A 24919-nucleotide genomic window follows, 5' to 3' on the forward strand; every position below is an offset into this window, starting at 1 on the left:
CTGGGCTGTGGAGGCGGCTGCGGGCCGACCCTAGACCTGCGGTATCAATTGCCTGGTCTGCACGGGTCGCGGCCCGCTCGCATATGTTCCGGGAACCTGCAACAAACCGGGACAGGGCCCTACGATCGCAGCATGCGTATACCCCAGCTCCAAGAAGCGAATGCCCGCATGCTGGACCACGCACCATCCGTACGACCGGTCAGCACGAGCGACATCATCGTCACCCATCGAAAGAAGTATCCCTACAGAGGTTACGTAGAGATCAACTCGCCGCATTGCCCACCATTCGTCATGTTCTGTGTGAACGACGACGCGGTCGCCCTCGACACCTTGTGGAACGGCGAGTTCGGCTACGAACCCGGCAGTCTCGCCACCTGGTCCCGGCTGGCCGCGAAGAGCACGACGATCGCCGACGTCGGAGCGCATGTCGGCTATTTCTCGATGATCGCCGCCCTCGCCAACCCCAAGGCGAAGATCCATTCCTTCGAGCCGGTGGACCAGATCCACGCCCGCCTCTCGGTGAACGTCCGCTCGAACGGCCTGCAGAACATCAAGCTCTACCAGGCGGGCGTCTCCAGCCAGGCGGGCTGGGCCGAGATCAGCGTCCGCTTCTCAGGGAACCTGCTCTCCACGGGATCGACCCTGGAGACGGGCGCCGCGGGCGCCGAGTTGAAGCGGATCCGGCTGCTGCCGCTGGACGAGGTGTTCGCCGACACCAAGCTGGACCTCATCAAGATCGACGTCGAGGGCCATGAGATGTCGGTCCTCGAAGGAGCCCGTCAGGTACTGAAGCGCGACCGGCCGACCGTGATCCTGGAAGCGCTGGCGGACGCGGAGATGGACGGACTGCTCGCCGAGTTCAACCCCCTCGGCTACGAGTGCAACTGGGTCACCGAGGCCGACGGGACCCTCGTGCCGTGGTACGCGCCCCGGCCGCGCAAGACGCGGAACCTGCTGTTCACACCCAGCGACTGAGCGGACTGTGAAGTTCCGGCTATCGCCGTGGAGCATGGTAAATAGGAACGTAAGAGAAATAGGTACGAAGAGATACACGGAAGATTGCATTCCGACGCCATGTGTTGGTCGGGAGTTAACAACTGCTCCATAGCTTCCACCAATGGCGCAAACAGCTTCGCCGCCCGCCCCTGCTCCGGCTCCCGTCGCACTCGCGGCGGTCGAGCCGGAGTCGGCCCGGCGGCCGCTCATCTCGTATGTCCTGCCGGTCTACAACGAGCAGGACGGCATCACCGCATTCCACACCGAGCTCATCGCCGCGCTCGGCACCCGACCGGAGCTCGACTTCGAGCTGGTCTACGTCAACGACGGCTCCGCCGACGGCTCGCTCGCCCTGCTCAAGGGCCTGGCGGAGCAGGACGCCCGGGTCAAGGTCGTCGACTTCGCCCGTAACTTCGGGCACCAGATCGCCATCACCGCGGGCCTCGACCTGGCCACCGGCGATGCCGTGATCGTCATGGACACCGACCTCCAGGATCCGCCGAAGGTCAGCCTGGAGCTGGTCGACGCCTGGCAGGCGGGCGCCGAGATCGTGCACGCGCGCCGCCGCACCCGGCAGGACACCGCGTTCAAGAAGGCCACCGCGCACCTGTACTACCGCATGCTGCGCTCCTCCACCGAGGTCGACATCCCGCTGGACACCGGGGACTTCCGCCTGCTGGACCGCAAGGTCGCCGACGAGCTGCGCAAGTACCGCGAGCGCAGCCGCTTCGTGCGCGGCATCGTCGCCTCGATGGGCTACGCCCAGACCGAGGTCTCCTTCGACCGTGACGAGCGGTTCGCCGGCGAGACCAAGTACCCGCTGCGCAAGATGGCCCGCCTCGCGGTCGACGGCATGACGAGCTTCTCCACCACCCCGCTGAAGATGATCACCCGGCTCGGCTTCGTGGTCCTCGCGCTGTCGCTCGTCGGCATCGTCTACGCGCTCGCCATGAAGTTCTTCCAGCCCGAGATCACCGTCTCCGGCTGGACGATGCTGATGTGTGTGGTGCTGTTCCTGGGCGGCACCCAGATGCTCTCGCTGGGGGTCATAGGCACCTACATAGGGCGGATATACAGCGAGGCCCAGGGCCGGCCGCTGTATCTGGTGCGCGAAGTGATCGGCGGACCCGAGTCCGATGACTGAGATCACCGCCACCACCCCCGCGGTGACCGCCGAGAACCCCCGCTCCCAGACCGTGCGCCAGCTGGTGCGCTACACGGTGATCGGCGGCAGCGGCGTCGTCATCGACTTCGTCGTCTTCCTGCTGCTGCACAACCTCGCGGGCATGGACGAGCAGCTCGCCAACGCGCTGAGCACCACCCTCGGCATCGCCAACAACTTCGTCCTGAACGCCCTGTTCACCTTCGAACGCCGGGACCGGCTGGTCGTCCGCTTCCTGCGGTTCTACGCCGTCGGCCTGACCGGCATCGTCTTCACCAACCTGCTCTTCCTCGCCTTCACCGACGGCCTCGGCATCAATGCCAATGTCGTCAAGGCCGCCTCGCTGCCGCTGGTGCTGGCCCTTCAGTTCGTGCTCAACCGAAAGTGGAGCTTCGCATGAATCTCGGCATCATCGGCGCGGGTGCCACCGGCCTGACCGCCGCCTGGGACGCCGTACGCGCCGGCCACCAGGTCACCGTCCTGGAGGCGGCCGACGAACTCGGCGGTCTGGCGGCCTCGTTGGAGGTGGGCGGCGTTCCGCTGGAGCGCTACTACCACCACATCTTCCGCAGCGACAAGGCGATGATCTCCCTGATCGGGGAACTCGGCCTCGGTGACGCCCTGCGCTTCCACCGGCCCACCACCGGCATCTACCGCGGCGGCAGGCTGGTCGACTTCACCACGCCGTTCGACATGCTGCGCTACCCGGAGTTCAACCCGGTCGACGCCGTGCGCTTCGCCGGTTCCTCGGCGGTGCTGAAGGCGGTGCGGAACGGCGAGCGCTTCAACGACCTGACCGCGCTTGCCTGGTTGCGCCGCTGGGCCGGCAAGAAGGCCACCGCCGCGATCTGGGAGCCGCTGCTGCGCGGCAAGTTCGGCGACCGCGCCGAGCAGGTGTCGATGGCCTGGCTGTGGGCCCGTATCCACTGCCGTACCTTCGAACTCGGCTATGTGGACGGCGGGTTCGAGCGGGTCTACGCGGCGCTGCGGGACGGGATCGAGGAGCGCGGCGGCAAGGTGGAGTTCGGCAAGGCGGCCGAGTCCATACGCCAGGACGGCGACACCGTGGCGGTGGCCTGCGCGGACGGCTCGCGCTACGAGTTCGACCAGCTGATCGTCACCACTCCGCAGCCCGCCTTCGCCAAGGCGGCCGGGCTGCCCGCCGACAACGCGGTGTGGAAGAACCAGTACCTGGGCGCGACCTGCTTCGTGCTGGAGCTGGACCGCAGCGTGATCCCGTACTACTGGCTCAACATCAACGAGCCCGACTTCCCCTTCCTCGCGGTCGTCGAGCACACGAAGATGATCGACCCCTCGGTGTACGGCGGCCGGCACATCCTCTACGTCGGCAACTACGTCGAGCGCGAGGACTGGCGCTTCACCACCGAACCGCGCGAGCTGCTCGACCGGTTCGTGCCGTATCTGCGGCGCGTGAACCCCGACTTCGACGCCTCCTGGATCAAGGACTGGCACTTCTCGAAGGCCGGGTTCGCGCAGCCGGTGGTCACGCCGGAGTACCGGGCGCTGATCCCGCCCCACGAGACGCCGATGAGCCGGGTCACGCTGGCCACGATGGCGCAGATCTACCCGCAGGACCGGGGCCAGAGCTACTCGATCGCCCTGGCCCGCAAGGTCACCGCGTCCCTCGGGATCAACGCCTGACGCAGAGCACGACCCGGGTCCGGATGCTCGGGCAGTCGTAGACGGCCTTGACGCGCTTCCACAGTTCCGGGTCCACATGGCCCGGCTGGAACCAGGGCCGCTCAAGCACCGCGTACGGGGCCGGGTCGTGGTCGACGCAGTCGGCGTTCTCCTTGAACGACGGCAGCTCGGCCACGTCCGGCAGGAAGCGGCTGCGCTGCAGGAAGGTCGCGATCGGGTAGCGGCACTGCGCCGGGTGGTCGATGTAGTACGTCATCTCGCCGAACGCCAGGTACAACACCGGGACGTTCGCGGGCAGTCGGTCCCGGATCCGGTCGGCGTCGGCTTCTCCGCGCCGCATGCCGGCCAGGTAGTGGGAGCTGGTCTCGGTGACCTTGCCGTGCGAGACCAGGTGCGGGGAGCCGGGCCACATGGAGGCGGTCAGGCAGACCACCCCCGACAGCGTGACCACCACGGCGGAGACGACCCCGCGTCGGACGGTCGTCCGCCTGCTCCAGAGCACGTCCACGCCGGCTGCGAGCAGCGCGACCAGTCCCGCGACCCAGACCTCCCACGGCCGTTGCAGGCCCTTGGGTGCCTGGGCGTAGACCACGGGCAGCACGCCGCACACCAGGGACACGGCGCCGAAGCACCACGGCGGTGTACGGCGGGCGCCGCCCACCGCCAGGCCCCAGGCCGCGGCGGCCAGCACCGGCATCTGGGCCCCGTGGTACAGGAACCAGTTGCCCTGCACGACCACGACCGCCTGGGCGGCGACGCCGATCGTCACGGCGACCAGGAGCAGTTCGGCCCGCCGCCACCGGCCGCTCACCCGGGTCAGGATCAGCAGCAGCGCACCCGGCGCGAGCAGCAGCACCGGGGTGGTCACGGCTCGGTCGGCCAGGAAGTCGACGGAGCGGTCGAGGATGAAGTGCGGGTGGATGCCGGTACGGCCGATCGCCGACTGGTTGATCTGCGGCATGTCCTGGGTCCACTGCCACTCGTGGGACCCGCCCAGCAGACTCAGCCCGAACAGGCCCCCGGCGGCGGCCATCGCGACCACCGCGACCCGGACCGCACGGCCCCGGTCGACGGCGTAGACGAGCAGGATGCCGATCGCGGCGGTGTCCGCGGTGGAGTACTTCATCATCACCGCGAGCCCGAGCGGTACGGCGGCGTACAGGGCCGCCCGCCAGGGCCGCTCCGGGCCGATCGCGGCGGCGATGCCCAGCACGGTCAGCACCACCGCGGCCCACTCGGGCTGCAGGAAGTCGTTGCGCGGGGCGAGCGCCAGGGCGAGGCCGGTGGCGCCCGCGGTGACGGCCGCCTCGCGGCCGGTGACCCGGCGCAGCAGCGCGGTGTAGAGGGCGTAGGCGGCAGCGCCGGCGAGCAGGACGCCGGCCGCTCCCATCAGGGCCTCGCGGACCGCCGTACCGGCTCCGCCGAGGGAGGTGATCCGGTCGAGGATCGCGATGAACCACCGGTAGAAGTACGGCCGGTGGGTGAAGACCTCGGACGGCGAGTAGCCGGCCGCGCGGCCGGTGCGCAGCGCGGCCAGGACGTAGTGCAGGTCGCCGGTGAGCCGGCGGGTGGTCACGGTGTACACGACGGCCACCGCGGCCGGCAGGGCGACCACCGCCCACCACAGGGGTGAGCGGCGGTCGCGGATGCCCGGCCGGGCGACGGTGGTGTCGTCGGCCAGAGTGCTGGTCGCCACGCTCAGCCGCCCAGGATGACCCGGAGGTCGGCGGCGTTCGCCTGGGTCGCCTTCCACAGTTCCTGCTGGCGGCCGTGGACGTCGGCGACCGTCTTCGCGTGGTCGGCGAGCAGGTCCCTGGAGCGCTCCACCAGTCGGGCCGCGAGGTGGCGGTCGTGGACGGAGACACCCCACTCGGGGCGCTCGATGTCCCGCAGGAAGTACGCCATCTTCGGGTGCGAGATCAGGCTGATGATGGGCGTGCCGACGCCGAACGGGATCATGCCCGCGTGGCCGCGCATGCCGATCACCAGCTTGGTGCGGGCGTAGAGATCGAGGATCTCCTTGTTCTCGAAGTCGTACATCGGGATGACGGGCATCGAGATGCCGTGCTCGCGGCGCAGGTCGAAGACGATCTTCTCGTCGTCGAGGGAGTGGGCCACGCACTGGACCTCGGCGAGCTCGCCCAAGTCCTTGACCGCCTTGGCCATTTGGGCCAGGAAGTAGGCGTAGTCGTGGCCGAAGCGCAGACCCGCGCGGTCGTAGGCCGCGTTGATCAGGATGGTGTCGTCGCGCTTGGCCGGGTCCTGCCAGCCGGGCACCAGCTGGCGGGTGACCGTCGTCGGGCAGGGCTGGAAGCGGATCTTGTCGTGCAGATGGGCCGGGACCATCGCCCGGACCTTCTCGATCGAGCCGTGGTTGCGCAGGCCGAAGAAGCTGGACTTCTCGACCAGCAGGCGCAGCGACTGGCCGAACCGGTTGGCCCGGTAGGACTGTCCGTCGAAGGCGTTGAAGCCCACGGCGAAGACGGCGATCGGCACGTCGATGGCGCTCATCAGCTCGTCCGGGACGTTCCACTGCCAGGCGCTGTTGCCGTTGGGCATGGTGTCCGGGATGAACAGGCCGCCGCCGCCGATGACCAGGCCCCGGCGCTTGTTGACGCGCTCCAGGGCCGCCTTGTCGAAGAGGCGGTGGGCGTGCACGGAGTGCCAGCGCCGGGAGGTGGTGTCCGGGCCGAAGGCCGAACGGACGCTCTCCGGAAGGAGTTTGTCGCCCGCGTTGCCCTGCCGGTCCATGTAGAACGCGACGTGCGCGAGCTGGTCCTCGGGCGCGCCCTGCTCCTGCGCCGGCACGGAGGCCGCGCGCTGCGCCCACAGACGGCTGGGGCGGTGCGTCGGGTCGACGGCGATGCCGGCGGTGGCGTACTTCAGCGCGTCGGCGTTGTCGCCGTGCACCCACGCCATCTGGGCGAGCCGGGCGTAGGAGGTGGCGGCCCGGTTGGGGGCGGCGGTGGCCAGCAGCAGCCGGGCCTTGGCCTCCTCGTACCGGGAGACGCTCATCAGGGCGTGGCCGAAGACCTCGTGCGGCCAGGCCTCGTCCAGCGGGATGTGCACGCCGGCCAGGATGTCGACGGCGTCCTGGTAGTCGCCGTTGCCTATGTGCGCGGCGGCGACCTTGCGGGCGACCTCGACATCGCCGGTGCGGGCGACGTGCGGGGTGCCGTAGTGCACGAGCAGGTCGTGGTGCAGGCCGCCGGGGGCCTCCATGTACGCGGTGTGGAACTCGGCGTCGGTCAGCTCGAACTCGCGCCAGCGCGCCTCCGCCTGGCTGTAGCCGGCCTCGCCGCCCTGCCAGGGCTTGTGGCGCCCGGTGAAGTGCAGGATCGCGGTGTCCTCGGGGACCGGGAGGTCGCCGGACAGCCGCCGCTTGACGAAGTTGTAGCGCGGGTCGAGGCGGACGAAGTCGCCGTTCAGGACCGAGTTGAGGATGCCCTGGTCGTGCTTGTCCAGCTCGTAGTCGCCGGAGCGGCCGCAGCGGTCCAGGCGGGCGCAGAACTCGTCGCTCAGGTACTCCTTCTGGATCACCAGCAGACCGGAGTTGAGCTTGTGCTGCCCGTAGAAGAACTGCGGGACGGCCGCCAACCCCTCGCGCAGTTCGAGGAGTTCGGCCAGGCTGCCCAGGACGACCATGTCGGTGTCGAGCGTGATGACCGTGTCGTACTCGCGGATCTTGAAGACGTCCAGGATGAAGTACGCCTTGCGGACCAGGTAGTTGTCCTGGTCGCCCTTCTGGTACGAGTCGTAGTGGTCGGCGTCGACGCGCCGCATCACGATGCGCGGGTGCAGGGCGCGGATCTGGGCGATCGAGCCGGGCTTCAGATCGTCGTAGAGGACGACGAAGTCCTCGCACACGCTCGGGTTGGACAGCGCCAGGCTGCGCAGCAGGACGAGGAAGCCGGGCAGGTAGTTCTCGTCGACGAAGCTCGCGAAGGCGATGCGCCGCTTGCCGGTCAGGGCGGCCGCGTCGGTCGACGGGGCCTTGACGGCGGGGGCCCCGGTCAGGGAGGTCGTGGTCATCGCAGGGATATCCTCATGTCGGTCACGCTCTGGGCCCGCTCCATGACCCATGCCTTCTCGCTGGTGTACTCGTGCACGGAGGTGATGGCGAGCTTCATCGCTTCCTGGACGCGGTAGGCACCGCTCTCGTAGAAGTCGAAGCCGATCAGGTCGAGCTTCGGGCTGACGTCGAGGAAGTCCAGCAGGTACAGCATGTTGAAGCCGGTGGTCGGGATGCCCGACCAGACGTCCGTGCCGAGCTTGCCGATGTTCCGCACCGGCCAGCGCAGCGACTCGTCACCGAGGTAGGTCTGGGCGCCGGGCACCAGGCGGTTGCGCAGCGAGTACTTCCAGTCGCCGGAGATGCCGCCGAAGACCAGGCGCGTGGTGACCTGCTTCTCCCAGTTGAAGCCGTGCTTGTGGATCGTGGCGTGGATGTCCGTCTTGCTGCCGGTGCTCTTCGGGTCGATCTTGTACGAGTTGAAGCGCACCACGAGGTCGTACGCGTCGATCTCGGCGCCCATCGAACTGGCGCCCACCCGGCCGGAGTTGGCGATCAGGGCGATCGACTTGCCGGCGATCCGGTTGCGGAACTCGCCGAGGCTGAGCCACTCCACGCCGCCGATGGTCGGGTCGGCGACCGGTCCGCGCATGCGGGTGCGGCGCTGCTCGGCGTAGAGGGCGAGGGCCTCGGTGAGCGCGGGCAGGTCGACGCCGGGGGCGGTCAGACGGAGGTCCAGGTACTGGCTGAGCAGTTCCTGGCGGTCGTTGACCGGGGCCTCCTCGGCGGCCAGCGTCAGGAGCGCTCCCACCAGCCGGGGCTCCGCCTCGCTCCAGTCGCCGACGGCCTGGGCGGCCAGACCCTCGGCCCACACGTCGGTGGCGGGGCGCCGGGTGAACTCCTCGGCGCGCGGGTTCTGCCGCTTCAGGAGGGCGATCAGCTCGCTCTCCTTCTGGCCGGCCAGGCGCAGTCCGGCGATCCGGTTGCGGACGCCGAAGCCGTCGTCGTCGGTGAGGCCGAGGTACTTCTCGTACGCCTCCAGGGCCTCGGTCTCGTCGCCGATCGCCTCCAGGAGACGGGCCCGCAGGCGCCAGCCGGCGCGGGAGTTCTTGCGCTGGGCCAGGACGGTGTCGCTGATGACCAGGGCGAGGTTGAGCTCGTCGTCGTAACCGGCCTCAAGGGCCTTGTTGGCGACCGCGAGCAGGGCGTCGAGCACCTCGTTCGGGATGCCGCCCGTGGGTGCCGTGGCGCCCTTGACCGCGCGCTTGAGCAGCGCGGTGGCGCCGCCGGCGGGTGCGGGCGCGGGGGCCGCCACGGAGGTGGTGCCCCACACGACGAGCAGCTTGCGCAGCTGCTCGGCGAGTTCGACGCGCTTGCGGTCGATGCTGCCGACGAGCTTCCCGCTGTGCGCGGCGCAGGCGCGCAAGCAGTCGTCCAGCTCCCCTCCACGTACACGTGCCCGTCTGTTCTGGACCCTCGTCATGGCGCTCCTGGGTATTTGCCAAGCCAATGCTGTGAAAACTGAGTCGTTCGCCGGGTTTACCACGGCGTAGGGGGATGCTGGAAAAAATTAGGAAGCGAAAGCGACGTTCAGGTGAACCAATGGGAACCGGAGGACGAATCGTTGGCCCGTCAACCCAGCTTTCGCCACGATTCGGACTATTGGCGCCGACTCCCCCATAGAGAGCTCCTGACAGAAAGACCGTCCGCGGAATCCGAGGTCAGAGCCCCGGAGCCGCGGCTGCGGTCGCTGGACGGACTGCGGCTGCTCGCCGCCTTGATGGTGGCGGCCTACCACTACGGCGGCCGCGGCGGCGAGGTCGCCCGCGCATGGGGAAGTTCCCCACGCGACCAGTTCCCCACGTTGCATTCGTATTTCGCGTACGGCTGTCTCGGTGTACAGGTCTTCTTCGTGATCAGCGGGTTCGTGATCTGCATGAGCGGATGGGGACGCCCGGTGAAATCCTTCTTCGCATCCCGTGCCGCGCGACTGCTGCCCGCCTATTGGGCGGCCATCGTACTAGTGACGGCTGTGTTCGCTCTCCCGGTCGTCGCCTACGAGGCGGTCTCGCCCAGTGACGCGCTGGTCAACCTGACGATGCTTCAGCAGCCGCTGGGCGTGGACCGGGTGCTCGGGGTGTGCTGGACGCTGTGGGCGGAGGTCCGCTTCTACGCGCTGTTCGCGCTGCTGGTCGTGGTGCCGGGGGCCAGTCGCCGCCGGGTGCTGCTGTTCTGCGCGGGCTGGCTGGCGGCGGCGGCGATCGCCCGGGGTGCGCACGAGCCGCTGCTCGACATCGTCGTGATGCCCGAGTACGCGCCGTTCTTCGTCGGTGGTGTGGGCCTCTACCTGGTCCACCGCGACCGGCGGGACGTCTACGCGTGGTCGGTGGTGGCCGTGGGCTGGCTGATCGGGCAGCACGAGGCGGTGGCGGCGCTGTGGCGCCCGGCGAGCGCGGGCGCGTTCGCCCATCGCACCGTGTTCGGCATCGTCCTGGTGGTGACGCTGGGCTTCGTGGCGGTCGCGGCGATCGCGCTGGGCCGGCTCAACTGGGCGAACTGGCCCTGGCTGACGACCGCGGGCGCCCTGACCTACCCCTTCTACCTGGTCCACGAGCACCTGGGCTGGCCGGTGATCCACATGCTGCACGCCGTCCTCGGCCTGCCCGCACGCCTGACGCTCACGCTCACCGTGCTGGGCCTGCTGGGCCTGGCCTGGCTCATCCACCGGTTCGTGGAGCGGCCGTTCGGGCCTCGCCTGAAGCGGACACTGGCGTCGGCGTGAGGGACGGCGGCGATACGGGCTTGAGGACGGTCGGCGGCGATACGGGCTTGAGGACGGTCGGCGCCGATACGCGCTTGAGGACCGTCGGCGGCACGGCTCAGCCCGCCGGTCGGTAGCGGGCTTCGATCCCGGCGAGGATCAGCTCCAGGCCCTCCTCGAACTGCCCGTCGTAGTCCTCGAAGATCTCCACGCCGACCGCCGCCGACAGCGGGAACTCGGCCAGCAGCCGGGCCCGTTCCTCGACGTCGTAGCCCTCGCGCCGTTCGTCGGGCAGCGGCTGGACGCCCTGCTCCTCGGTGACGAAGCCGATCGTGTACGCGTTCAGCGTGGCCGCCGCGCGGACCGCCTCGGTGAGGGTGAAGCCGGCGGCCGTGAACAGCCGCAGGTTCGCCTCCATCTCCCGGCCGTGGTCGGAGCCGGTGAAGTGCGAGCCGCTGAAGACCCGCGCGCCGTCGCGGTAGCCGAGCAGGGCCGCGCGCAGTCCGCGGTTGGCCTTGAGCAGCCGCTCCCGCCAGGTGTCCGCGGGATCCAGGGCCGTCCCCGCGACCATCCGCCGGTACATCTCGGTCGCCATCTCGTCCAGCAGCGCCTGCTTGTCCTTGAAGTGCCAGTACAGGGCGGGCGCCTTGACGTCCAGCTCCCTGGCGATGGCGCGGAGAGTCAGGCCCTCCAGGCCGACCTCGTTCAGCAGCTTCAGGGCGGTGTCCGCGACCCGCTTGCGGTCGAGGGGCGCACGTCGTTCCGTACTCACGCTTGACAGCTTAACAGCGTTAAGGGCACTCTTGCGGACAACGGAACTTAACAGCGTTAAGGAGACGGATCATGAGCGTGCAGGGACTGCCGGCGGACAGGGCATCGGTGGACGTACTGATCGTGGGCGCGGGCCCGACCGGCCTCGCCCTCGGGATCGACCTCGCCCGGCGCGGGGTGGACGCGTTGATCGTGGAACGCGGCGAGGGACTGGCCCGCGGCTCGCGCGGCAAGGGCATCCAGCCGCGCACGATGGAGGTCTTCGAGGACCTCGGTGTGCTGGACGGGATCCTCGCGGCCGGGGGCGAGTACCCGGTCGGGATGATCTGGCAGGACGGGAAGCAGGCCGGCGAGCACCGGATGATGGACCCGGCCGAGGACGCCGAGGAGAACACGCGGTTCACCGGACCGTGGATGGTCCCGCAGTGGCGGACGCAGGAGATCCTGTTCGCGCGGCTGACGGAGCTGGGCGGACGGGTGGAGTTCGGGCGCGAGGTCGTCTCGCTGGACGAGTCCCCCGACCGGCACGGCGACGGCGTGACCGTGCGCTTCGCCGCCGGCGACCCGGTCCGCGCGCGGTACGTGGTGGCGGCCGACGGGGGCCGTTCGGCGGTGCGCAGGAGCCTGGGGATCGCCATGGTCGGCGAGACGGTGGACCCGAACCCGATGCTGGTGGCGGACGTCAGGATCACCGGCCTGGGCCGTGACCACTGGCACGTCTTCCCGCCGCAGGGCGACAGCGAGGGCTTCCTCGCGATCTGCCCGCTCGCCGGTACGGAGGACTTCCAGGTCGTCGCCCAGTTCCCGGAGGGCACGCCGGTCGACACCTCGCCCGACGGCGTCCGCAAGGTCGTCGCCGCCCGCTCCCACCTCGCCCCCGAGGACGTGACGGAACTGCGCTGGTCCTCCGACTTCCAGCCCCGCGCGGCCCTGGCCGACCGCTTCCGCGCCGGCCGGGTCTTCCTCGCGGGCGACGCGGCGCACGTGCACTCCCCGGCCGGCGGCCAGGGCCTCAACACCAGCGTCCAGGACGCCTACAACCTGGGCTGGAAGCTGGGCGCGGTGCTGCGCGGGGGCGCGCCGGAGGAACTCCTCGACTCCTACGAGGAGGAGCGGCGCCCCATCGCCGCCCAGGTACTGGGCCTGTCGACGGGCGTCCACCGGGGCGAGGTGAAGCGCGGCAAGGCGACGCGCCAACTCGGGCTCGGCTACTGGGAGTCGACGCTGACGGTGGACACGCGGACGGCCCCGGAGGGGGTGCGCGCGGGCGACCGGGCACCGGACGTGACGGTGGCGGGGGCGCGCCTCTTCGACGCGTTCCAGGGCCCGCACTGGACGCTGCTGGCGCTCGGAACGGACCTCGACGCTGACGTGCCGATGGCACTCCCGGAGTCGGTACGGGTCGTGCACGCACCGGCCGAAGAGACGTACGGCCAGGGCCTGTTCCTGGTCCGCCCCGACGGCTACGTCGGCTGGGCGGGCACGTCGGTCACCGGGCTGCCGGAGTACCTCGCGGGCTTCGGCGAGCGCCCGTGACCGCCTATACGCTCCCGGCCAGCGACAGCTTCACCGCGAAGCCGAGGAACAGCGCGCCCGCCGCCGAAGTCGCCGTCGCCGAGAGCCGCCTGCGGCGACGGAAGGCGGCGGCCAGCTTGGTGCCGCTGAATATCAGCGCACTGAGGTAGAGGAAGCTGGCGATCTGGGCCAGGGTGCCGAGGACGACGAAGGACACGGCCGGGTAGGCGTACCCAGGGTCGACGAACTGCACGAAGAAGGCGACGAAGAACAGGATCGCCTTCGGGTTGAAGAGGCTGACGAGGAAGGCCCGTCGATAGGGCCGTTCATCGGGCGCCGCGACGGGCGCCTCCTCGACGGCCCGCTCCCGCCGGGTCCGCCACATCGCCCACGCGGTCCGCAGCATCCCGACGGCGAGCCACGTCAGATACCCGGCCCCCGCGTACTTCACGATCCCGAACAGCACGGCGTTCGCCTGCAACAGCGAGGCGACCCCGGCCGCGGAGAGGGTCATCAGCACGGTGTCCCCGCACCACACCCCGGCAGCGGCGGTGTACCCGGCCCGCACACCCTTACGGGCGGCGACGGAGAGCACGTACAACGAGTTGGGACCGGGCAGCAGCACGATCAGGACGAGGCCCGCCAAATAGGTGGGAAGGTCGATGACACCGAACATGCAGACGAGTGTCGCATGTGGGTACGACAGTCGGTCGTCACCGTCCGGGGAGTGACCACACAGGGGCCGACGACTTCGGTCCCTGCCCCCTCGCACCAGGCAAACCCCCAGCTCAGAGCCCCCTGTTCGCAACCCCCCACCCGGGGGCAGACTACGGGGCATGGGGAGAACGATCGTCACGACGGCGGCACTCGTGGCCCTGGCGGCCGTGTACGGCTGCACCGTGCAGGGCGCGGACGGCAAGGGGAACTCGCCGGTGCACATCTCGCTGCCGAGCAGCGCTCCCCCGACGGCGAAGTCCGACGGCGGTGCCACCGGCGGCGACGGGAAGTCGAGCGACTCGCCCTCGCCTTCCTCAACTCCCTCCAAGTCGGCCGAGCAGACCGGGCCCGCGCCCGCCGTGCTGTGGGCCCGGGGCGACAGTGGGCGTGATGTGCGGGAGTTGCAGGCCCGGTTGCATCAGGTGCAGTGGCTGTTCGACGGGCCGACGGGGTCGTACGACGATCTGACGGAGCGGGCGGTCAAGGGCTTCCAGGGCAAGCGCGGGCTGCCGAAGACCGGCGAGACGGACACCGTCACCTGGCAGCGGCTGGTGAAGATGACCCATGAGCCGGGGAAGTGGGACCTGTATCTGAAGGGCGGCCAGCCCGCCGGCGCGCCCGATCCGCGGTGTCTGACCGGGCGGGTGCTGTGCATCGACAAGACCACCCGGACCCTGCGCTGGATGATCGACGGACGCACGGTGTCGACGATGGCCGTCCGCTTCGGCGCGACGGGCACACCCACCCGGGACGGCGTGTTCCACGTCTACTGGAAGTCCCGCAACCACTACTCGACGCTGTACGACTCCCCGATGCCGTACGCGATGTTCTTCAGCGGCGGCCAGGCCGTGCACTACTCGTACGACTTCTCGGCCCGCGGCTACGCGGGCGGTTCGCACGGGTGCGTGAACGTCCGGGACGAGGCGGCGATCGCGAGTCTCTACGCGCAGGTACGGAACGGCGACAAGGTCGTCGTGTACTGGTGAGACACGCGGCATGAGGTGTGCGGGGCGCGGACGGGACCGGGGGAACGTGTCCCGCCCGCGCCGAGTTGCACGAGCCGAAGGTACGGGGGGAACCCCGGCTCTGTGCGACGGCCGATGACCAGTCGGCTCATTCAGTACTGCGTCATCCCGGCCGAAAACGTCACACCCCGCGGCAGAACATTTGAAAACCGCAGGTCAGAGCCTTACAGAGCGCTGTACGTCGGATCCGGCGCCGGAGTCGGCGCTGCGGGCGTCGTCAGCCGCGTCGGCACCAGGGGCCGGACGGCGCCCGATCCGCCGGAGCCGGTGGTCTGTCCGGCACCGCCGGGCTGCCCCGCACCGCCGGGCGCTATGTGGTTGCCGTCGTCGGCACCACCCAGGTCCTCGCCCTTGCCGCCCTGATCGCCCTGGTCGTTCTGCCCACCAGGACCGATCTCGTTCTTGCCGTCGTCCTTGCCGTCGCCCTTGCCCTTGCCGTCGCTGTCCTTGGCGCTGGACCCGGCGTCCCCGAGCGCGTTCTTGCAGTACCGCCACACGCGGCCGCCCCCGACGCCGCCCGCCGCGTGCACCAGGGCCCGTCTGCGCTCGGCGCTCAGCTTCTTGCCGTCCCGCAGATCACGGCAGGCCGCCGGGCCACCGCTCCACCGGCCGTCGTCCTTGCCCTCGGCGCGGCCCTCGGAGCCGGGCGCGACCGTGACGCCGGGACCCGGCGTGTCCGAGGCGGTGGGCCCGCCGGTGGGTCCGTCGGGCGTGGGCCGGCCGGGCAGCAGCCCCTTCGGCGAGGGCGACACCTGCGGCTCGTCCGGTGACACGGCCGCCGTGACGGAGGACACGGGGCCGGGGTCGCCGCCGAACGGCGTCGGCAGGATCCCGGAGGTGGCCGCGACCGCGACCCCGCCGGCCATGCCGAGGGCCAGCACGGCGGTCAGCCCGAAGCGCACGGGCCGCCAGCGGGAGGTGCGGGCGCCCGGTCCTGGGCCGCCGATCCGCACGAGCCCGGCGTCGGAGGACCGGCCGCGGGTGGCCGGGCCGACCGCCGCCCCGGCGGACCGGTCGGCGCGCGCGCTGCGGAAGGCGGCCAACGCGGCGGCCTCACCCGGAAGTTCGGGACCGGGCGGGACGACATCGGCGGAGAGCGCGTCGAGCGTTTTGGCGAGCCGTTCGGCTTCGTCCCGGGCGGCCGCGTCGACAGCTTCCAGTGGCTCTCCGCGCAGCAGCGTCTCCGCTGTTTCCGGGTCCAGCCACCTGTACTGCTCGTCGGCCATCACATGTCCTTCTGCGTCCGCGGACGCGTATGCGTCACACTCGCGGACGTCACCGCACGGTCTTCGGGTTCTCGCTGGTGCGGCATCGCGTCGAGCGCACCCGCGGATTCCGCATCGTCGGCGAGCAACTCTGCCAGGCGTTTCAGACCCCGGTGCGCCGCCGTGCGGACGGCTCCCGGCCGCTTGCCGAGCGTCTCGGCCGCGGTCTTGGCGTCGAGGCCCACCACCACGCGCAGCACCACGGCCTCGGCCTGGTCCTGCGGGAGCCGGGCGATCAGCGCGAGGGTGCGGTCGGTGGCCAGCGCCTCGATGGCCTCGCCGGCGGTGTCGGACTCGGCGGCCCGGCCGGCCAGTTCCGTTTCGTCGCCGCCGATGGCCGGGCGGCGGCCGCGCATGCGTATGTGGTCCAGGGCGCGGTTGCGCGCTATCCGGGCGGCCCAGCCGCGGAAGCGGTCCGCGTCGCCGCTGAACCGTTCCAGGTCCCGGGCGATCTGCAGCCAGGCCTCGGACGCGACGTCCTCGGCGTCCGGGTCGCCGACCAGCGTCCGGACGTACCCGAGCAGCCGCGGGTGCACCGCTCGGTACACAGTCCGGAACGCGGTCTCGTTCCCGTCCTGTGCCGCAAGCACCGCGGTGGTCAGCTCCGCGTCGTCCCCCAGCACCCGTCATCCTCGATCGATGGTCAGCCGATGGTTGCGGCGATTGTTCGACATCCGCGCCCGGCGCGAAAGGCACGTTACGACCTGAAACCGCTGCTCGTCCATGTCCGTACAAGCTGGGACCAGCTTGTGATGTCGTGGGGTGTGACAGAAACCGCACTCATGGCGCTGTAGCAAGTACGGGTCGCCGCGCGGCCCGTGCCGCGCGACGGCCGGGGCCTCTCCTGTGGGGGGTGGCGGCCCCGGCCGTTGCTTCGGTGGGAGCGCTCCGCCACCTCCGCCGGCGCTTTTCCCGGCCGTTCCACCGGCTGGCCGAATTCATTCGCACACCCATGTTCATGGGCACACCCATGTGTTCACCCGGCCCGCCAGTCGTCCCGCCGCCGGGTCGGCGCCCGGTGCGTGCCCGCGTCCCGGGCGGCCCGGAACGCATCCAGCGCCCGTCGCTCCCCCTCGGGATCGAGCACGCCGCTCCGGATGGCCCCGGCGAACAGCACTGCCAGAACCGGGCCGCCGGTACGGCCGCCCTCCCGCCGTTCACCCATGTCCCCGCCCCCATCCGTGTCCTACGGCCGGCCCTCGCTGTCACCGTTCACGTCGACTCCCCCAGCGTGTGCGGGTCGTCGTTCGTCACACCCTCCGCGCCGAGCCGCCGCGCGAGCGAGCGCAGCCCCCGGTGCGCGGCCGTACGCACCGCGCCGGGGCGCTTGCCGAGGACGCGGGCGGCGGCGGGGCCGTCGAGCCCGACGACGACCCGGAGCAGTACGGCCTCGGCCTGGTCCGGCGGCAGGGTGCGGACCAGCGCCAGCGCGCGCTCGGTGGACAGCGCCTCCAGGGCCTGGTCGTCGGTGGAGTGCGGCCCGGGCAGTTCCAGTACGTCCTGTTCGAGCGCCGCCGGCCGGGGCCGTACCCGCTGGCGGCGCAGATGGTCCAGGGCCCGGTGCCGGGCGATGGTCGCCGTCCAGCCGCGGAAGCCCGCGCCGTCGCCCTTGAACCGGCCGAGGTCCCGGGCGATCTCCAGCCAGGCGTCGGCGGCCACGTCCTCGGCCTCCTCGCCGACGAGGCCGCGCAGATAGCCGAGCAGCCCCGGCTGCACCAGCCGGTAGGCGACCGCGAAGGCCGCCTCGTCGCCCTGCTGGGCGCGCGCGACGGCCGCGCCCAGTTCCCCGTCGTACGCCTGCACGCGGCGGGGTTCCCCTCCCTGGCCCGACACTGCCCTGACAGAAGTCGTGAACACAGTTGAATCGTTTACGTCTTCACGGTCATCAGCGCCGGGCCGCACAGAAGTGTCACAGCTCGTCGGCTGCCCCAACTGGTCAGCACCATCAGGTGACTTGCATCACTGTCGGCCGGACTCCTGTGACGTTTGCCGCCCGGTGACCGCTGAATGGTCTAGAGCACCCGTGTGACGGGTGCGTTTTCTGTGACTTTCTTCTGACTTCTGTGGCCTTCGGGCCTTCTTCGGGGTGGGGAACACGTGGTGAGTCGTCGTACGTCCCATGCGTACAGACCGCTGAGCATGAAGCGCCGGGCCTGGCTGACGCTGGGCGCCGTGGTCCTGGGCGGCGGAGGCCTGGCGTCCTACGCCATCGCCAGCCCGTCGGCCGAGGGCGCGGCGGACGGCCAGGCCAAGCGGCCGGCCAAGGTCTACGACCTGACGCTGAAGAACACCGCGACCGGCAAGCGTGAGCTGGCGCGCACGGAGACCAAGCAGTTCTCGCTGCTGGGCGTCTCCTGGACGGGCGCGACCAAGGACCTGGACGGCACGGCCCAGGTCCGCACCCGCAGCACCGACACCGGCGCGTGGACGGCGTGGCAGGACCTGGAGACGAACGTCGACCCGGTGGAGGACCCCGAGGAGCGGGCCGGGGCGCGCGGCGCCTCGGAGCCCCTGTGGGTGGGCCCCTCGGACGGCGTGCAGGTGCAGGTCGTCCACGAGGACGGCAGCACAAGTGCCGGACTGCCCAAGGGACTTGAGGTCAACCTGGTCGACCCGGGCGTGGTGACGGCCGCCGAGCAGAAGGCCGAGCCGGCCGCGTTCGTCGCGGACGCGAGCCCCTCCGCGACCGTGACCACCACGGCGTCGCCGACCACCACCGCGACCCCGACCGCCACCCCCACGGCGACGCCCACCGCGCCGCCGTCCACCGTGCCCGAGCCGCCGATCACCACGCGGGCCGGCTGGGGCGCGGACGAGTCGATCAGCAAGGACCCGTCGGAGTACAACGCCGACGTGAAGGCCGTGTTCGTGCACCACACGGACGGCTCCAACGACTACTCGTGCGCCGACTCGGCGGCCATCGTCCGGGGCATCTACACGTACCACGTGCAGACCAACGGCTGGAACGACATCGGCTACAACTTCCTGGTCGACAAGTGCGGCACGATCTTCGAGGGCCGCAAGGGCGGCGTCGACCTCCCGGTGCTCGGCGCCCACACCTACGGCTGGAACCGTGAGTCCACCGGCATCGCCGTGCTCGGCAACTACACCACCGCCGGGGCGAGCAGCGCGGCCCTGACCTCGGTCGCCCGCATCGCGGCCTGGAAGCTCGGCCAGTACGGCGCCGACCCGGCCGGCACGGTCCAGCTGACGGCGGGCGCGACACAGAAGAACCTCGCCGGTACGAGCTTCACCGCCGGCACCGCGTACACCTTCAACCGGATCTCCGCGCACCGCGACGGCTACGCCACCGAGTGCCCGGGCACCTCGCTCTACGCCCAGCTGCCGACCATCCGCACCCAGGCGGCGGGACCGGTGCAGGCGCTGAAGACCGGCACGGTGACCGGCGCGGGCAAGTCGGGCACGACGTACTACACCAAGGGCGCCGTCACGGTGAACTGGTCGACCAGCACCCCGACTTCACTGATATCGAAGTTCGAGCTGCTGGTCGACGGCAAGGTGGTCGCCACCACCGCCGGTACGGCCACCTCCGCCAAGACCACGCTCGCGCTGGGCAGTCACAAGGTCACCGTGCGGGCCACGCACCAGTCGGGCAAGACGACGACCACGGCGGCCCTCGCCTTCGTCGCGGAGACGACCCCGCCGACCTTCACCACCGCCCCGAAGCTCACCCTGCGCACCGGCACGGTCAGCACCACCGCCGTCCCGGTCACCCTCGGCTGGAAGGCCACCGACGCGCAGGCCCTGAAGGCGGTCGACCTGCTGACCCCGACGACGGCCAGCCTGGGCGTGACCGCGACGACGTCCAGCCGCACCGCCAAGTCCGGCTCCGCGTCCGTCTGGTCGATGCGGGCGACCGACTTCGCCGGCAACACCCGCACGTCCTCGCCGTCCTTCACGCCGCTGATCCTCCAGGAGACCTCGGCGACGAAGTCCGGTACCTGGACCAGCCGTTCGTCCACCAGCTACCTCGGCGGGAAGTCGTACTCCAGCGGTTCGAAGAACGCGAGCCTGACCTGGACCTTCACCGGCCGCTCGGCGTCCTGGGTGGTCTCGCGGGCCTCGACCTCGGGACAGGCGTACGTGTACGTCGACGGCACCAAGGTGGCGACGGTGGACCTGAAGTCCGCCACCACCAGCTACCGCCAGGCGATCTGGACGAAGAGCTGGACCACCAGCGCCAAGCACACGGTCAAGGTCGTCGTGGTGGGCACCAGCGGCCGCCCGACGATCACGACGGACGGCCTGGTGTACATCAAGTAGTTCGCGGGCCCGGGCTACTTCGACCAGCTCAAGTAGCCACGTCCTCCAGCGACTTGGGCGCCTGCTCCCCCGGACCACCCTGGGGAGTGGGCGCCCGATCCGCGTTCACGACCACTCCGGCGATCAGCGCGGCCAGCAGCAGCGCGGCCATGGCCCACCAGGTGGCCACGTTGAAGCCGTGCACGGAGGCCTTCGCCGCCAACTCCCGGGCGTCGACGCCCGGTCCGGCATGGGCCGTCAGATAGCGCGCGGTCACCGTCGCGGCGATCGTGTTCAGCAGCGCCGTACCGATCGAACCGCCCACCTGCTGGGCGGTGTTGAAGGTGGCGGAGGCGGCGCCGGCGTCCCGCGGGGCGACGCTGCCGGTGGCCAGGGACACGGACGTCATCATCGCGGTGCCCATGCCCAGGCCGAGCATCAGCATCCCGGGCAGGATGTGCGAGGCGTACGCCGGTTCCACGCCCACCTGGGCGATCAGCGCGAGCGCGCCGGCCGCGATCAGCAGCCCCGGGACCATCAGCACGCGCGGCGGCACCTTGTTCAGCAGCCGGGCGGCGATCTGGGTCGAGCCGATGACCATGCCGACGGTGATGGGCAGATAGGCGACTCCGGTCTTCACCGGCGAGTACCCGAGCACGCCCTGCATGTAGTAGGTCAGGAAGAGGAACGTGCCGAACATCCCGATGGTCACCAGCAGCACGGTCAGGAAAGCGCCCACCCGCTGCCGGTCCTTGACCACCGACATCGGCAGCAACGGCACCCGCGCCCGGGTCTGCCAGAAACCGAACGCGCCGAGCAGGACGACCCCGCCGCCGAGCAGCCCGAGCACCAGCCCGTCGCTCCAACTCCTGGACTCCGCCTCGGAGAAGCCGTAGACGATGGAGAGCATCCCGGCCGAGCCGAGCAGCGCGCCCGGCACGTCGAGGCGGCCGCCCGGGTGGCGTTCGCCGGGCGGGAGCAGGGTCAGGGCGCCCGCGAACGCGACCAGCGCGATGGGCACGTTGACGTACAGGCACCAGCGCCAGTCCAGGTACTGGGTGAGGAAACCGCCCGCGAGCAGACCGACCGCGGCGCCCGCGCCGATGATCGCGCCGAAGATGCCGAAGGCCTTGCCGCGGTCCTTCGGGTCGGTGAACGTCGTCGCCAGCAGCGACAGCGCGGAGGGCGCGAGCAGCGCGGCGAACATGCCCTGCAGGGCGCGCGCCCCGAACAGCATCCCGGAGTTGGCGGCGGCCCCGCCCAGCGCGGACGCGGCGGCGAAGCCGAGCAGCCCGATCATGAACGTGTTGCGCCGCCCGGCGAGGTCGGAGACCCGACCACCGAGCAGCAGCAGTCCCCCGAAGGCCAGGGTGTACGCGGTGATCACCCATTGCCGGTTGCCGTCCGACATGTGCAGGGCGGCCTGGGCGGACGGCAGGGCGATATTCACGATGGTCATGTCGAGCACGACCATCAACTGAGCCAGGGCGATGACTACCAACGCCCACCAACGACGATTGTCGGCCATGCGGCCATCGTGCTCCCGCCGACTCAGCTTTGGGAACGGTCGCGTCTCTTATTACGCTGTTTTTGCCGAGCCCATGGAGTGCCGGGGCGGGTCGGCGCGGCTCAGAGCGGCACGACACCCAGCCGGTCCAGCAACCGGAAGAAGAGGTTCTCGGCGAGCGGGTCGGGGTCGGCGGTCAGTACGTCGATCAGCGGCTCGTCGGGCACGTCGTGCCCGGCCTCGGCGGCCCAGGCGACGGCCCGGTCGGCGGCGTCGCGGGGGTCCAGGAAGTAGTCCTCCACGGTGAGCCCGTCGTTGCCCGCGCCGAGGTACCCGGCCATCGCGGCCCGCGCCAGACAGGTGGTCCACGCCCCGCTCTTGGGCCCCGCCGCCTCGACGACCACGGCCGTGCTGTCCATGACGTACCCGAAGAGAGCGGGGGCGCCGGTCTCGCGGGCGAGGACGTTCATGCTGCCGACCTCGCCGTCGCCGCTCGGGTACTCCCACACCTGCCAGCCCTCGGGCGCCGACTCCCGCAGCACCATCCCCTCGGCGTCGGCCAGCGCGTCCAGCTCGGCCAGCGGCCGCTCGCTGCGGCCCACGACGTAGTACCCCCAGTAGCCCATGCCCGTTCCCCCACGGTCTCTCGGCTTCGGCTCGCGCCGAACACACCACAGCCGTACGTCTGTTGGCAGCCCTATCCTGGGATCACCCCAGCTTGTCGGCAAGGGTCTTGAACTGCGTCCACGACTGGGCCGGCCGCCGCGGATCCCACAGCTTCTGGACCGTGGCCCGCAGCGGCAGCCTGATGCCGGCCGCGACCTGGTCCTGCGTCTGGGAGTTGGCGAGGTCGCACCAGACCGCGAAGGACCCGCCGAGGATCTGCCCGTCGTACTTCGAGGACACCGCCTGCGTGCCGCGCACGACGAGCGGGGTCCACTGCTCGTAGATCCGCTGCCCGGTCGGGTAGACGAAGGTGTTCGGCTCCCCGAGGACGTAGTAGAGGAACTCGTCGTTGTAGTTGACGACCTTCCGCCCGGCGCTCAGGTACTCGACCGGCAGCCGCGCCCCGATCTCCTTGCCCGTCCAGTACCCGACCCGCAGGTCCTTGGCCGCCGCCACGGACGTACCGGCGAAGAAGCCGTCGTTCCACGCGCGCATGGTGCGGTCGTGGGCGCGGACGGTGTCGGCGCGGTCGTTGAGCCAGCCCGTGGTCAGGTCGGCGACGGTCCCGCCGGAGCCGTAGGCCGCCCGGGCGGCGGTGGCGAGCTGCGGATAGGAGGCGGCGGGACTGGCCACGGTCAGCGCCTGGTACTCGTCGCCGCCGAGGTTCCACTGCCCGCCGGGGAAGAGCCCGGCGTACTCGTTCAGCAGGTCGTCGACGATCTCGGCGGCGGCCGGCTTGGAGATGTCGACGGCTCCGCGCGAGGCAACACCCTGCGTGTTGCGCAACTGAAGATCCGGATGGGCGGCGATGACCGCGCCCAGATGCCCGGGCGAGTCGATCTCGGGCACGACGGTGATGTGCCGGCTCTCGGCGAGCTCGACGATCTTCGTGACCTGGGCCTTGCTCAGATGGTCCTTGGACACGATCTCGGGATGACTGTCGGAGGCGATCCGAAAGCCCTGGTCGTCGGAGAAGTGCAGCCCGAGCTCGTTGAACTTGAGATCCCCCAGCTCCCGCACCCGGTCCTCGATCCAGGCCGCGGTGAAGGGCTTGCGCGCGATGTCCAGCATGAACCCGCGCACCTGCTTGGCCGGCTCGTCCCGCACGACCCCCTCGGGCGCGGTCCCGCCGCCGTGCACCTCCTGCTTGAGCGTCCGCGTCCCGTAGAACACGCCCGAGTCCGCGGGCCCGCTGATGTTCACCCGACCGCCGCGCACGGTCATGGCGTACGACTCCGGATCGGCCCCTTCGTCGTCGTTCAGCGCCAGCCGTACGTCCCCGGCGCGCACGTCGTCCTGCTCCCCGGCGTACGTCAGCCCCAGCTCACCGGCGATCAGGCGCCCCTCGTCGGCCAGCTCGGCATCGCCCACGACCACGCGCTCCCCGCGCACCGGACGCCAGCCGGGACCCCGGGCGGCGGTGTGCGAGCGCACGGCGGGAATCGTCCTCGGGGCCTGCGAGAGGGCGTACGAGCGGGTCGGCGTCGGCGTGGGGCTCGGCGCCCGGGACGCGCTGGGCGTCAGGCCCGAGCGGACGTCCGAGGGCTGCTGCGTGCGCGCCGCCCCGACGGGCCCGCTCTCGTCGCCGGAGGCCCAGAAACCGAGGCCGACCCCGAGCGCGACCGTCCCGGCGAACGCGCCCGCGACGATCATCCGCCTGTGCTTGACCTTCTGCGCCGGAGGCCGGCGCCTGTGCTGGCTCACAGCGCCAACCTAGGCCCCTCAGGGGGCGCGATGTGTCCACCACACGTTCCGAAACTCTCCCGTGCGGGTGAAATTCGGGCATCCGTCGGACACGTCGCGCTCTCGCTCGATAACGTGACGACACACCTTTCACAGTTTGCGCTGCTCTCCCAGCTTCCCTCGCTTCCTCTGCCGAAACTGCCGAAACCCACGTGACGCCCACACACCTTCCTGGCCGAGTCGGCATACCGGCACTGCCCACCGTCCTGGCCGCCTTCAACGGCGCCCCCGCCGACGACGCCCGCGCCCTCCTCCTGACCTGCCTCCGCAGCCACCGCTGGGCGGACCGGGTGGCGGCCCATCGCCCGTACCCGGACGTCGACTCTTTGTTGGCGGCATCGGACGAGGCGGCGTACGACCTCTCGTCGACGGACCTCTCGGAAGCACTGGCCGCGGAAACGCTGCCCACGCTGCCTGACGACACGTACTCGGCCGCCCACACGGCCCTGAGCGCGGCCCAGGCGGCCTACGAGGCCCGCTTCGGCCACGCCTTCGTCATCTACCTGGGCGACACCGCGCCGGGCCAGTGCCTGGATCACATCCTGGAGGGCATCCGCTCCCGCTTGACGAACGACCCGGAGGAGGAACGGGCGGTAGCGGCGGAAGAACTCCGGCGCCTGGCGAAGAAGCGGCTTCTGGAGGTACTCAGGGGCGCGGGGAACTGCGCGACCAGCCCCCGCGGCGCCGCACCCGGCGCATAGCAGAACCAACCACCCCAGAAGCCGCAAAACTTACCCATCCGCGTGCCACTTTGATCACACAGGTAGGCCCGAGGTAAACCAACCGACAGCGCGTCGCTACGATGCTGAGGGCCGGTGGACCGTACCCGGCCGGGCCCACCGACCGCACAAGCC

21 protein-coding genes are annotated in these 24919 nt (G+C 70.6%); 9 read left to right on the plus strand and 12 right to left on the minus strand.

All coding sequences use genetic code 11. The features are described from left to right. The first annotated feature begins 291 nt into the window (after nucleotides 1-291). The 4 genes from ACWDR3_RS12415 to ACWDR3_RS12430 all read left to right on the plus strand — a co-directional run bounded on the left by ACWDR3_RS12415 (nucleotide 292) and on the right by ACWDR3_RS12430 (nucleotide 3820). Complete coding sequence (locus tag ACWDR3_RS12415) at nucleotides 292-975, plus strand: FkbM family methyltransferase (RefSeq protein WP_450352433.1); 684 nt, start codon at nucleotides 292-294, stop codon at nucleotides 973-975. A gap of 142 nt (nucleotides 976-1117) precedes the next feature. Beyond that, nucleotides 1118-2140 (plus strand): glycosyltransferase family 2 protein, encoded by a 1023-nt coding sequence (locus ACWDR3_RS12420; protein ID WP_450352434.1) that lies wholly within the window; start codon nucleotides 1118-1120, stop codon nucleotides 2138-2140. After that, on the plus strand, nucleotides 2133-2558 hold the full coding sequence (locus ACWDR3_RS12425; RefSeq protein WP_450352435.1) for a GtrA family protein: 426 nt from the start codon (nucleotides 2133-2135) through the stop codon (nucleotides 2556-2558). The genes ACWDR3_RS12420 and ACWDR3_RS12425 overlap by 8 nt, the downstream gene beginning before the upstream one ends. Further along, on the plus strand, nucleotides 2555-3820 hold the full coding sequence (locus tag ACWDR3_RS12430; protein WP_450352436.1) for an NAD(P)/FAD-dependent oxidoreductase: 1266 nt from the start codon (nucleotides 2555-2557) through the stop codon (nucleotides 3818-3820). The genes ACWDR3_RS12425 and ACWDR3_RS12430 overlap by 4 nt, the downstream gene beginning before the upstream one ends. Here ACWDR3_RS12430 and ACWDR3_RS12435 read toward each other — a convergent pair. The 3 genes from ACWDR3_RS12435 to ACWDR3_RS12445 are packed head-to-tail and all read right to left on the minus strand — an operon-like array spanning nucleotide 3810 to nucleotide 9315. Beyond that, the gene (locus ACWDR3_RS12435) at nucleotides 3810-5516 is read right to left on the minus strand and encodes a hypothetical protein (RefSeq protein WP_450352437.1); all 1707 of its coding nucleotides are present in this window, start codon (nucleotides 5514-5516) and stop codon (nucleotides 3810-3812) included. The two genes, ACWDR3_RS12430 and ACWDR3_RS12435, sit on opposite strands and share 11 nt — an antisense overlap. Nucleotides 5517-5518: 2 nt before the next feature. Next, a complete protein-coding gene (locus ACWDR3_RS12440) occupies nucleotides 5519-7852 on the minus strand; it encodes a glycosyltransferase (protein WP_450352438.1) in 2334 nt (777 codons plus the stop codon). Next, entirely contained in the window at nucleotides 7849-9315 is a 1467-nt protein-coding gene (locus ACWDR3_RS12445) for a glycosyltransferase family 29 protein (RefSeq protein WP_450352439.1), read from the minus strand. Before ACWDR3_RS12445 ends, ACWDR3_RS12440 begins: the two co-directional genes overlap by 4 nt. Before the next feature lie 207 nt (nucleotides 9316-9522). On the opposite strand from ACWDR3_RS12445, the gene ACWDR3_RS12450 reads away from it, so the two are divergent. Continuing rightward, nucleotides 9523-10614 (plus strand): acyltransferase family protein, encoded by a 1092-nt coding sequence (locus ACWDR3_RS12450; protein WP_450352511.1) that lies wholly within the window; start codon nucleotides 9523-9525, stop codon nucleotides 10612-10614. Between the two features lie 97 nt (nucleotides 10615-10711). On the opposite strand, the gene ACWDR3_RS12455 is transcribed toward ACWDR3_RS12450, so the two are convergent. Further along, a complete protein-coding gene (locus ACWDR3_RS12455) occupies nucleotides 10712-11365 on the minus strand; it encodes a TetR/AcrR family transcriptional regulator C-terminal domain-containing protein (RefSeq protein ID WP_450352440.1) in 654 nt (217 codons plus the stop codon). A gap of 71 nt (nucleotides 11366-11436) precedes the next feature. Between ACWDR3_RS12455 and ACWDR3_RS12460 the strand changes: the two genes are divergently transcribed. Then, nucleotides 11437-12900, plus strand: a complete 1464-nt coding sequence (locus ACWDR3_RS12460) for an FAD-dependent oxidoreductase (RefSeq protein WP_450352441.1) — start codon at nucleotides 11437-11439, stop codon at nucleotides 12898-12900. Nucleotides 12901-12904: 4 nt separating this feature from the next. Here ACWDR3_RS12460 and leuE read toward each other — a convergent pair whose 3' ends face one another. Then, nucleotides 12905-13555 carry a leucine efflux protein LeuE gene (leuE, locus tag ACWDR3_RS12465; protein ID WP_450352442.1) on the minus strand — a complete coding sequence of 217 codons (651 nt, stop codon included), beginning with the start codon at nucleotides 13553-13555 and terminating at the stop codon, nucleotides 12905-12907. A 160-nt stretch (nucleotides 13556-13715) separates the two neighbouring features. On the opposite strand from leuE, the gene ACWDR3_RS12470 reads away from it, so the two are divergent. Then, nucleotides 13716-14582, plus strand: coding sequence for a L,D-transpeptidase family protein (locus ACWDR3_RS12470; protein WP_450352443.1), 867 nt, complete (start codon nucleotides 13716-13718; stop codon nucleotides 14580-14582). A gap of 203 nt (nucleotides 14583-14785) precedes the next feature. On the opposite strand, the gene ACWDR3_RS12475 is transcribed toward ACWDR3_RS12470, so the two are convergent. The 4 genes from ACWDR3_RS12475 to ACWDR3_RS12490 all read right to left on the minus strand — a co-directional run bounded on the left by ACWDR3_RS12475 (nucleotide 14786) and on the right by ACWDR3_RS12490 (nucleotide 17719). Further along, nucleotides 14786-15847 (minus strand): hypothetical protein, encoded by a 1062-nt coding sequence (locus tag ACWDR3_RS12475; RefSeq protein WP_450352444.1) that lies wholly within the window; start codon nucleotides 15845-15847, stop codon nucleotides 14786-14788. Further along, nucleotides 15847-16509 (minus strand): RNA polymerase sigma factor, encoded by a 663-nt coding sequence (locus ACWDR3_RS12480; protein WP_450352445.1) that lies wholly within the window; start codon nucleotides 16507-16509, stop codon nucleotides 15847-15849. Before ACWDR3_RS12480 ends, ACWDR3_RS12475 begins: the two co-directional genes overlap by 1 nt. A gap of 353 nt (nucleotides 16510-16862) precedes the next feature. Continuing rightward, nucleotides 16863-17051, minus strand: coding sequence for a hypothetical protein (locus ACWDR3_RS12485; RefSeq protein WP_450352446.1), 189 nt, complete (start codon nucleotides 17049-17051; stop codon nucleotides 16863-16865). Between the two features lie 47 nt (nucleotides 17052-17098). Beyond that, entirely contained in the window at nucleotides 17099-17719 is a 621-nt protein-coding gene (locus tag ACWDR3_RS12490) for an RNA polymerase sigma factor (protein ID WP_450352447.1), read from the minus strand. A gap of 306 nt (nucleotides 17720-18025) precedes the next feature. Here ACWDR3_RS12490 and ACWDR3_RS12495 point away from each other — a divergent pair, with 306 nt between their 5' ends. Further along, complete coding sequence (locus tag ACWDR3_RS12495; protein ID WP_450352448.1) at nucleotides 18026-20170, plus strand: peptidoglycan recognition protein family protein; 2145 nt, start codon at nucleotides 18026-18028, stop codon at nucleotides 20168-20170. A 28-nt stretch (nucleotides 20171-20198) separates the two neighbouring features. Here ACWDR3_RS12495 and ACWDR3_RS12500 read toward each other — a convergent pair whose 3' ends face one another. From ACWDR3_RS12500 to ACWDR3_RS12510, 3 genes are all read right to left on the minus strand, one after another. Further along, nucleotides 20199-21677: an MFS transporter gene (locus tag ACWDR3_RS12500; protein WP_450352449.1), complete on the minus strand. Its 1479-nt coding sequence runs from the start codon at nucleotides 21675-21677 to the stop codon at nucleotides 20199-20201. A 101-nt stretch (nucleotides 21678-21778) separates the two neighbouring features. Next, on the minus strand, nucleotides 21779-22282 hold the full coding sequence (locus ACWDR3_RS12505) for a hypothetical protein (RefSeq protein WP_450352450.1): 504 nt from the start codon (nucleotides 22280-22282) through the stop codon (nucleotides 21779-21781). 82 nt (nucleotides 22283-22364) lie between these two features. After that, the gene (locus tag ACWDR3_RS12510) at nucleotides 22365-23975 is read right to left on the minus strand and encodes a family 20 glycosylhydrolase (protein WP_450352512.1); all 1611 of its coding nucleotides are present in this window, start codon (nucleotides 23973-23975) and stop codon (nucleotides 22365-22367) included. A gap of 242 nt (nucleotides 23976-24217) precedes the next feature. Here ACWDR3_RS12510 and ACWDR3_RS12515 point away from each other — a divergent pair, with 242 nt between their 5' ends. Next, nucleotides 24218-24766 (plus strand): 2-oxo-4-hydroxy-4-carboxy-5-ureidoimidazoline decarboxylase, encoded by a 549-nt coding sequence (locus tag ACWDR3_RS12515; RefSeq protein ID WP_450352451.1) that lies wholly within the window; start codon nucleotides 24218-24220, stop codon nucleotides 24764-24766. The last annotated feature ends 153 nt before the right edge of the window (nucleotides 24767-24919 follow it).

The sequence above is a fragment of the Streptomyces sp. NPDC001002 genome (assembly GCF_053599215.1).

Coding starts and splice junctions, on each gene's coding strand:
- ACWDR3_RS12415 (WP_450352433.1), top strand. CDS start 292: ATGTTCTGTGTGAACGACGACGCGGTCGCCCTCGACACCTTGTGGAAC.
- ACWDR3_RS12420 (WP_450352434.1), top strand. CDS start 1,118: ATGGCGCAAACAGCTTCGCCGCCCGCCCCTGCTCCGGCTCCCGTCGCA.
- ACWDR3_RS12425 (WP_450352435.1), top strand. CDS start 2,133: ATGACTGAGATCACCGCCACCACCCCCGCGGTGACCGCCGAGAACCCC.
- ACWDR3_RS12430 (WP_450352436.1), top strand. CDS start 2,555: ATGAATCTCGGCATCATCGGCGCGGGTGCCACCGGCCTGACCGCCGCC.
- ACWDR3_RS12440 (WP_450352438.1), bottom strand. CDS start 7,852: ATGACCACGACCTCCCTGACCGGGGCCCCCGCCGTCAAGGCCCCGTCG.
- ACWDR3_RS12445 (WP_450352439.1), bottom strand. CDS start 9,315: ATGACGAGGGTCCAGAACAGACGGGCACGTGTACGTGGAGGGGAGCTG.
- ACWDR3_RS12460 (WP_450352441.1), top strand. CDS start 11,437: ATGAGCGTGCAGGGACTGCCGGCGGACAGGGCATCGGTGGACGTACTG.
- leuE (WP_450352442.1), bottom strand. CDS start 13,555: ATGTTCGGTGTCATCGACCTTCCCACCTATTTGGCGGGCCTCGTCCTG.
- ACWDR3_RS12470 (WP_450352443.1), top strand. CDS start 13,716: ATGGGGAGAACGATCGTCACGACGGCGGCACTCGTGGCCCTGGCGGCC.
- ACWDR3_RS12475 (WP_450352444.1), bottom strand. CDS start 15,847: ATGGCCGACGAGCAGTACAGGTGGCTGGACCCGGAAACAGCGGAGACG.
- ACWDR3_RS12485 (WP_450352446.1), bottom strand. CDS start 17,051: ATGGGTGAACGGCGGGAGGGCGGCCGTACCGGCGGCCCGGTTCTGGCA.
- ACWDR3_RS12495 (WP_450352448.1), top strand. CDS start 18,026: ATGAAGCGCCGGGCCTGGCTGACGCTGGGCGCCGTGGTCCTGGGCGGC.
- ACWDR3_RS12500 (WP_450352449.1), bottom strand. CDS start 21,677: ATGGCCGACAATCGTCGTTGGTGGGCGTTGGTAGTCATCGCCCTGGCT.
- ACWDR3_RS12505 (WP_450352450.1), bottom strand. CDS start 22,282: ATGGGCTACTGGGGGTACTACGTCGTGGGCCGCAGCGAGCGGCCGCTG.
- ACWDR3_RS12510 (WP_450352512.1), bottom strand. CDS start 23,975: ATGATCGTCGCGGGCGCGTTCGCCGGGACGGTCGCGCTCGGGGTCGGC.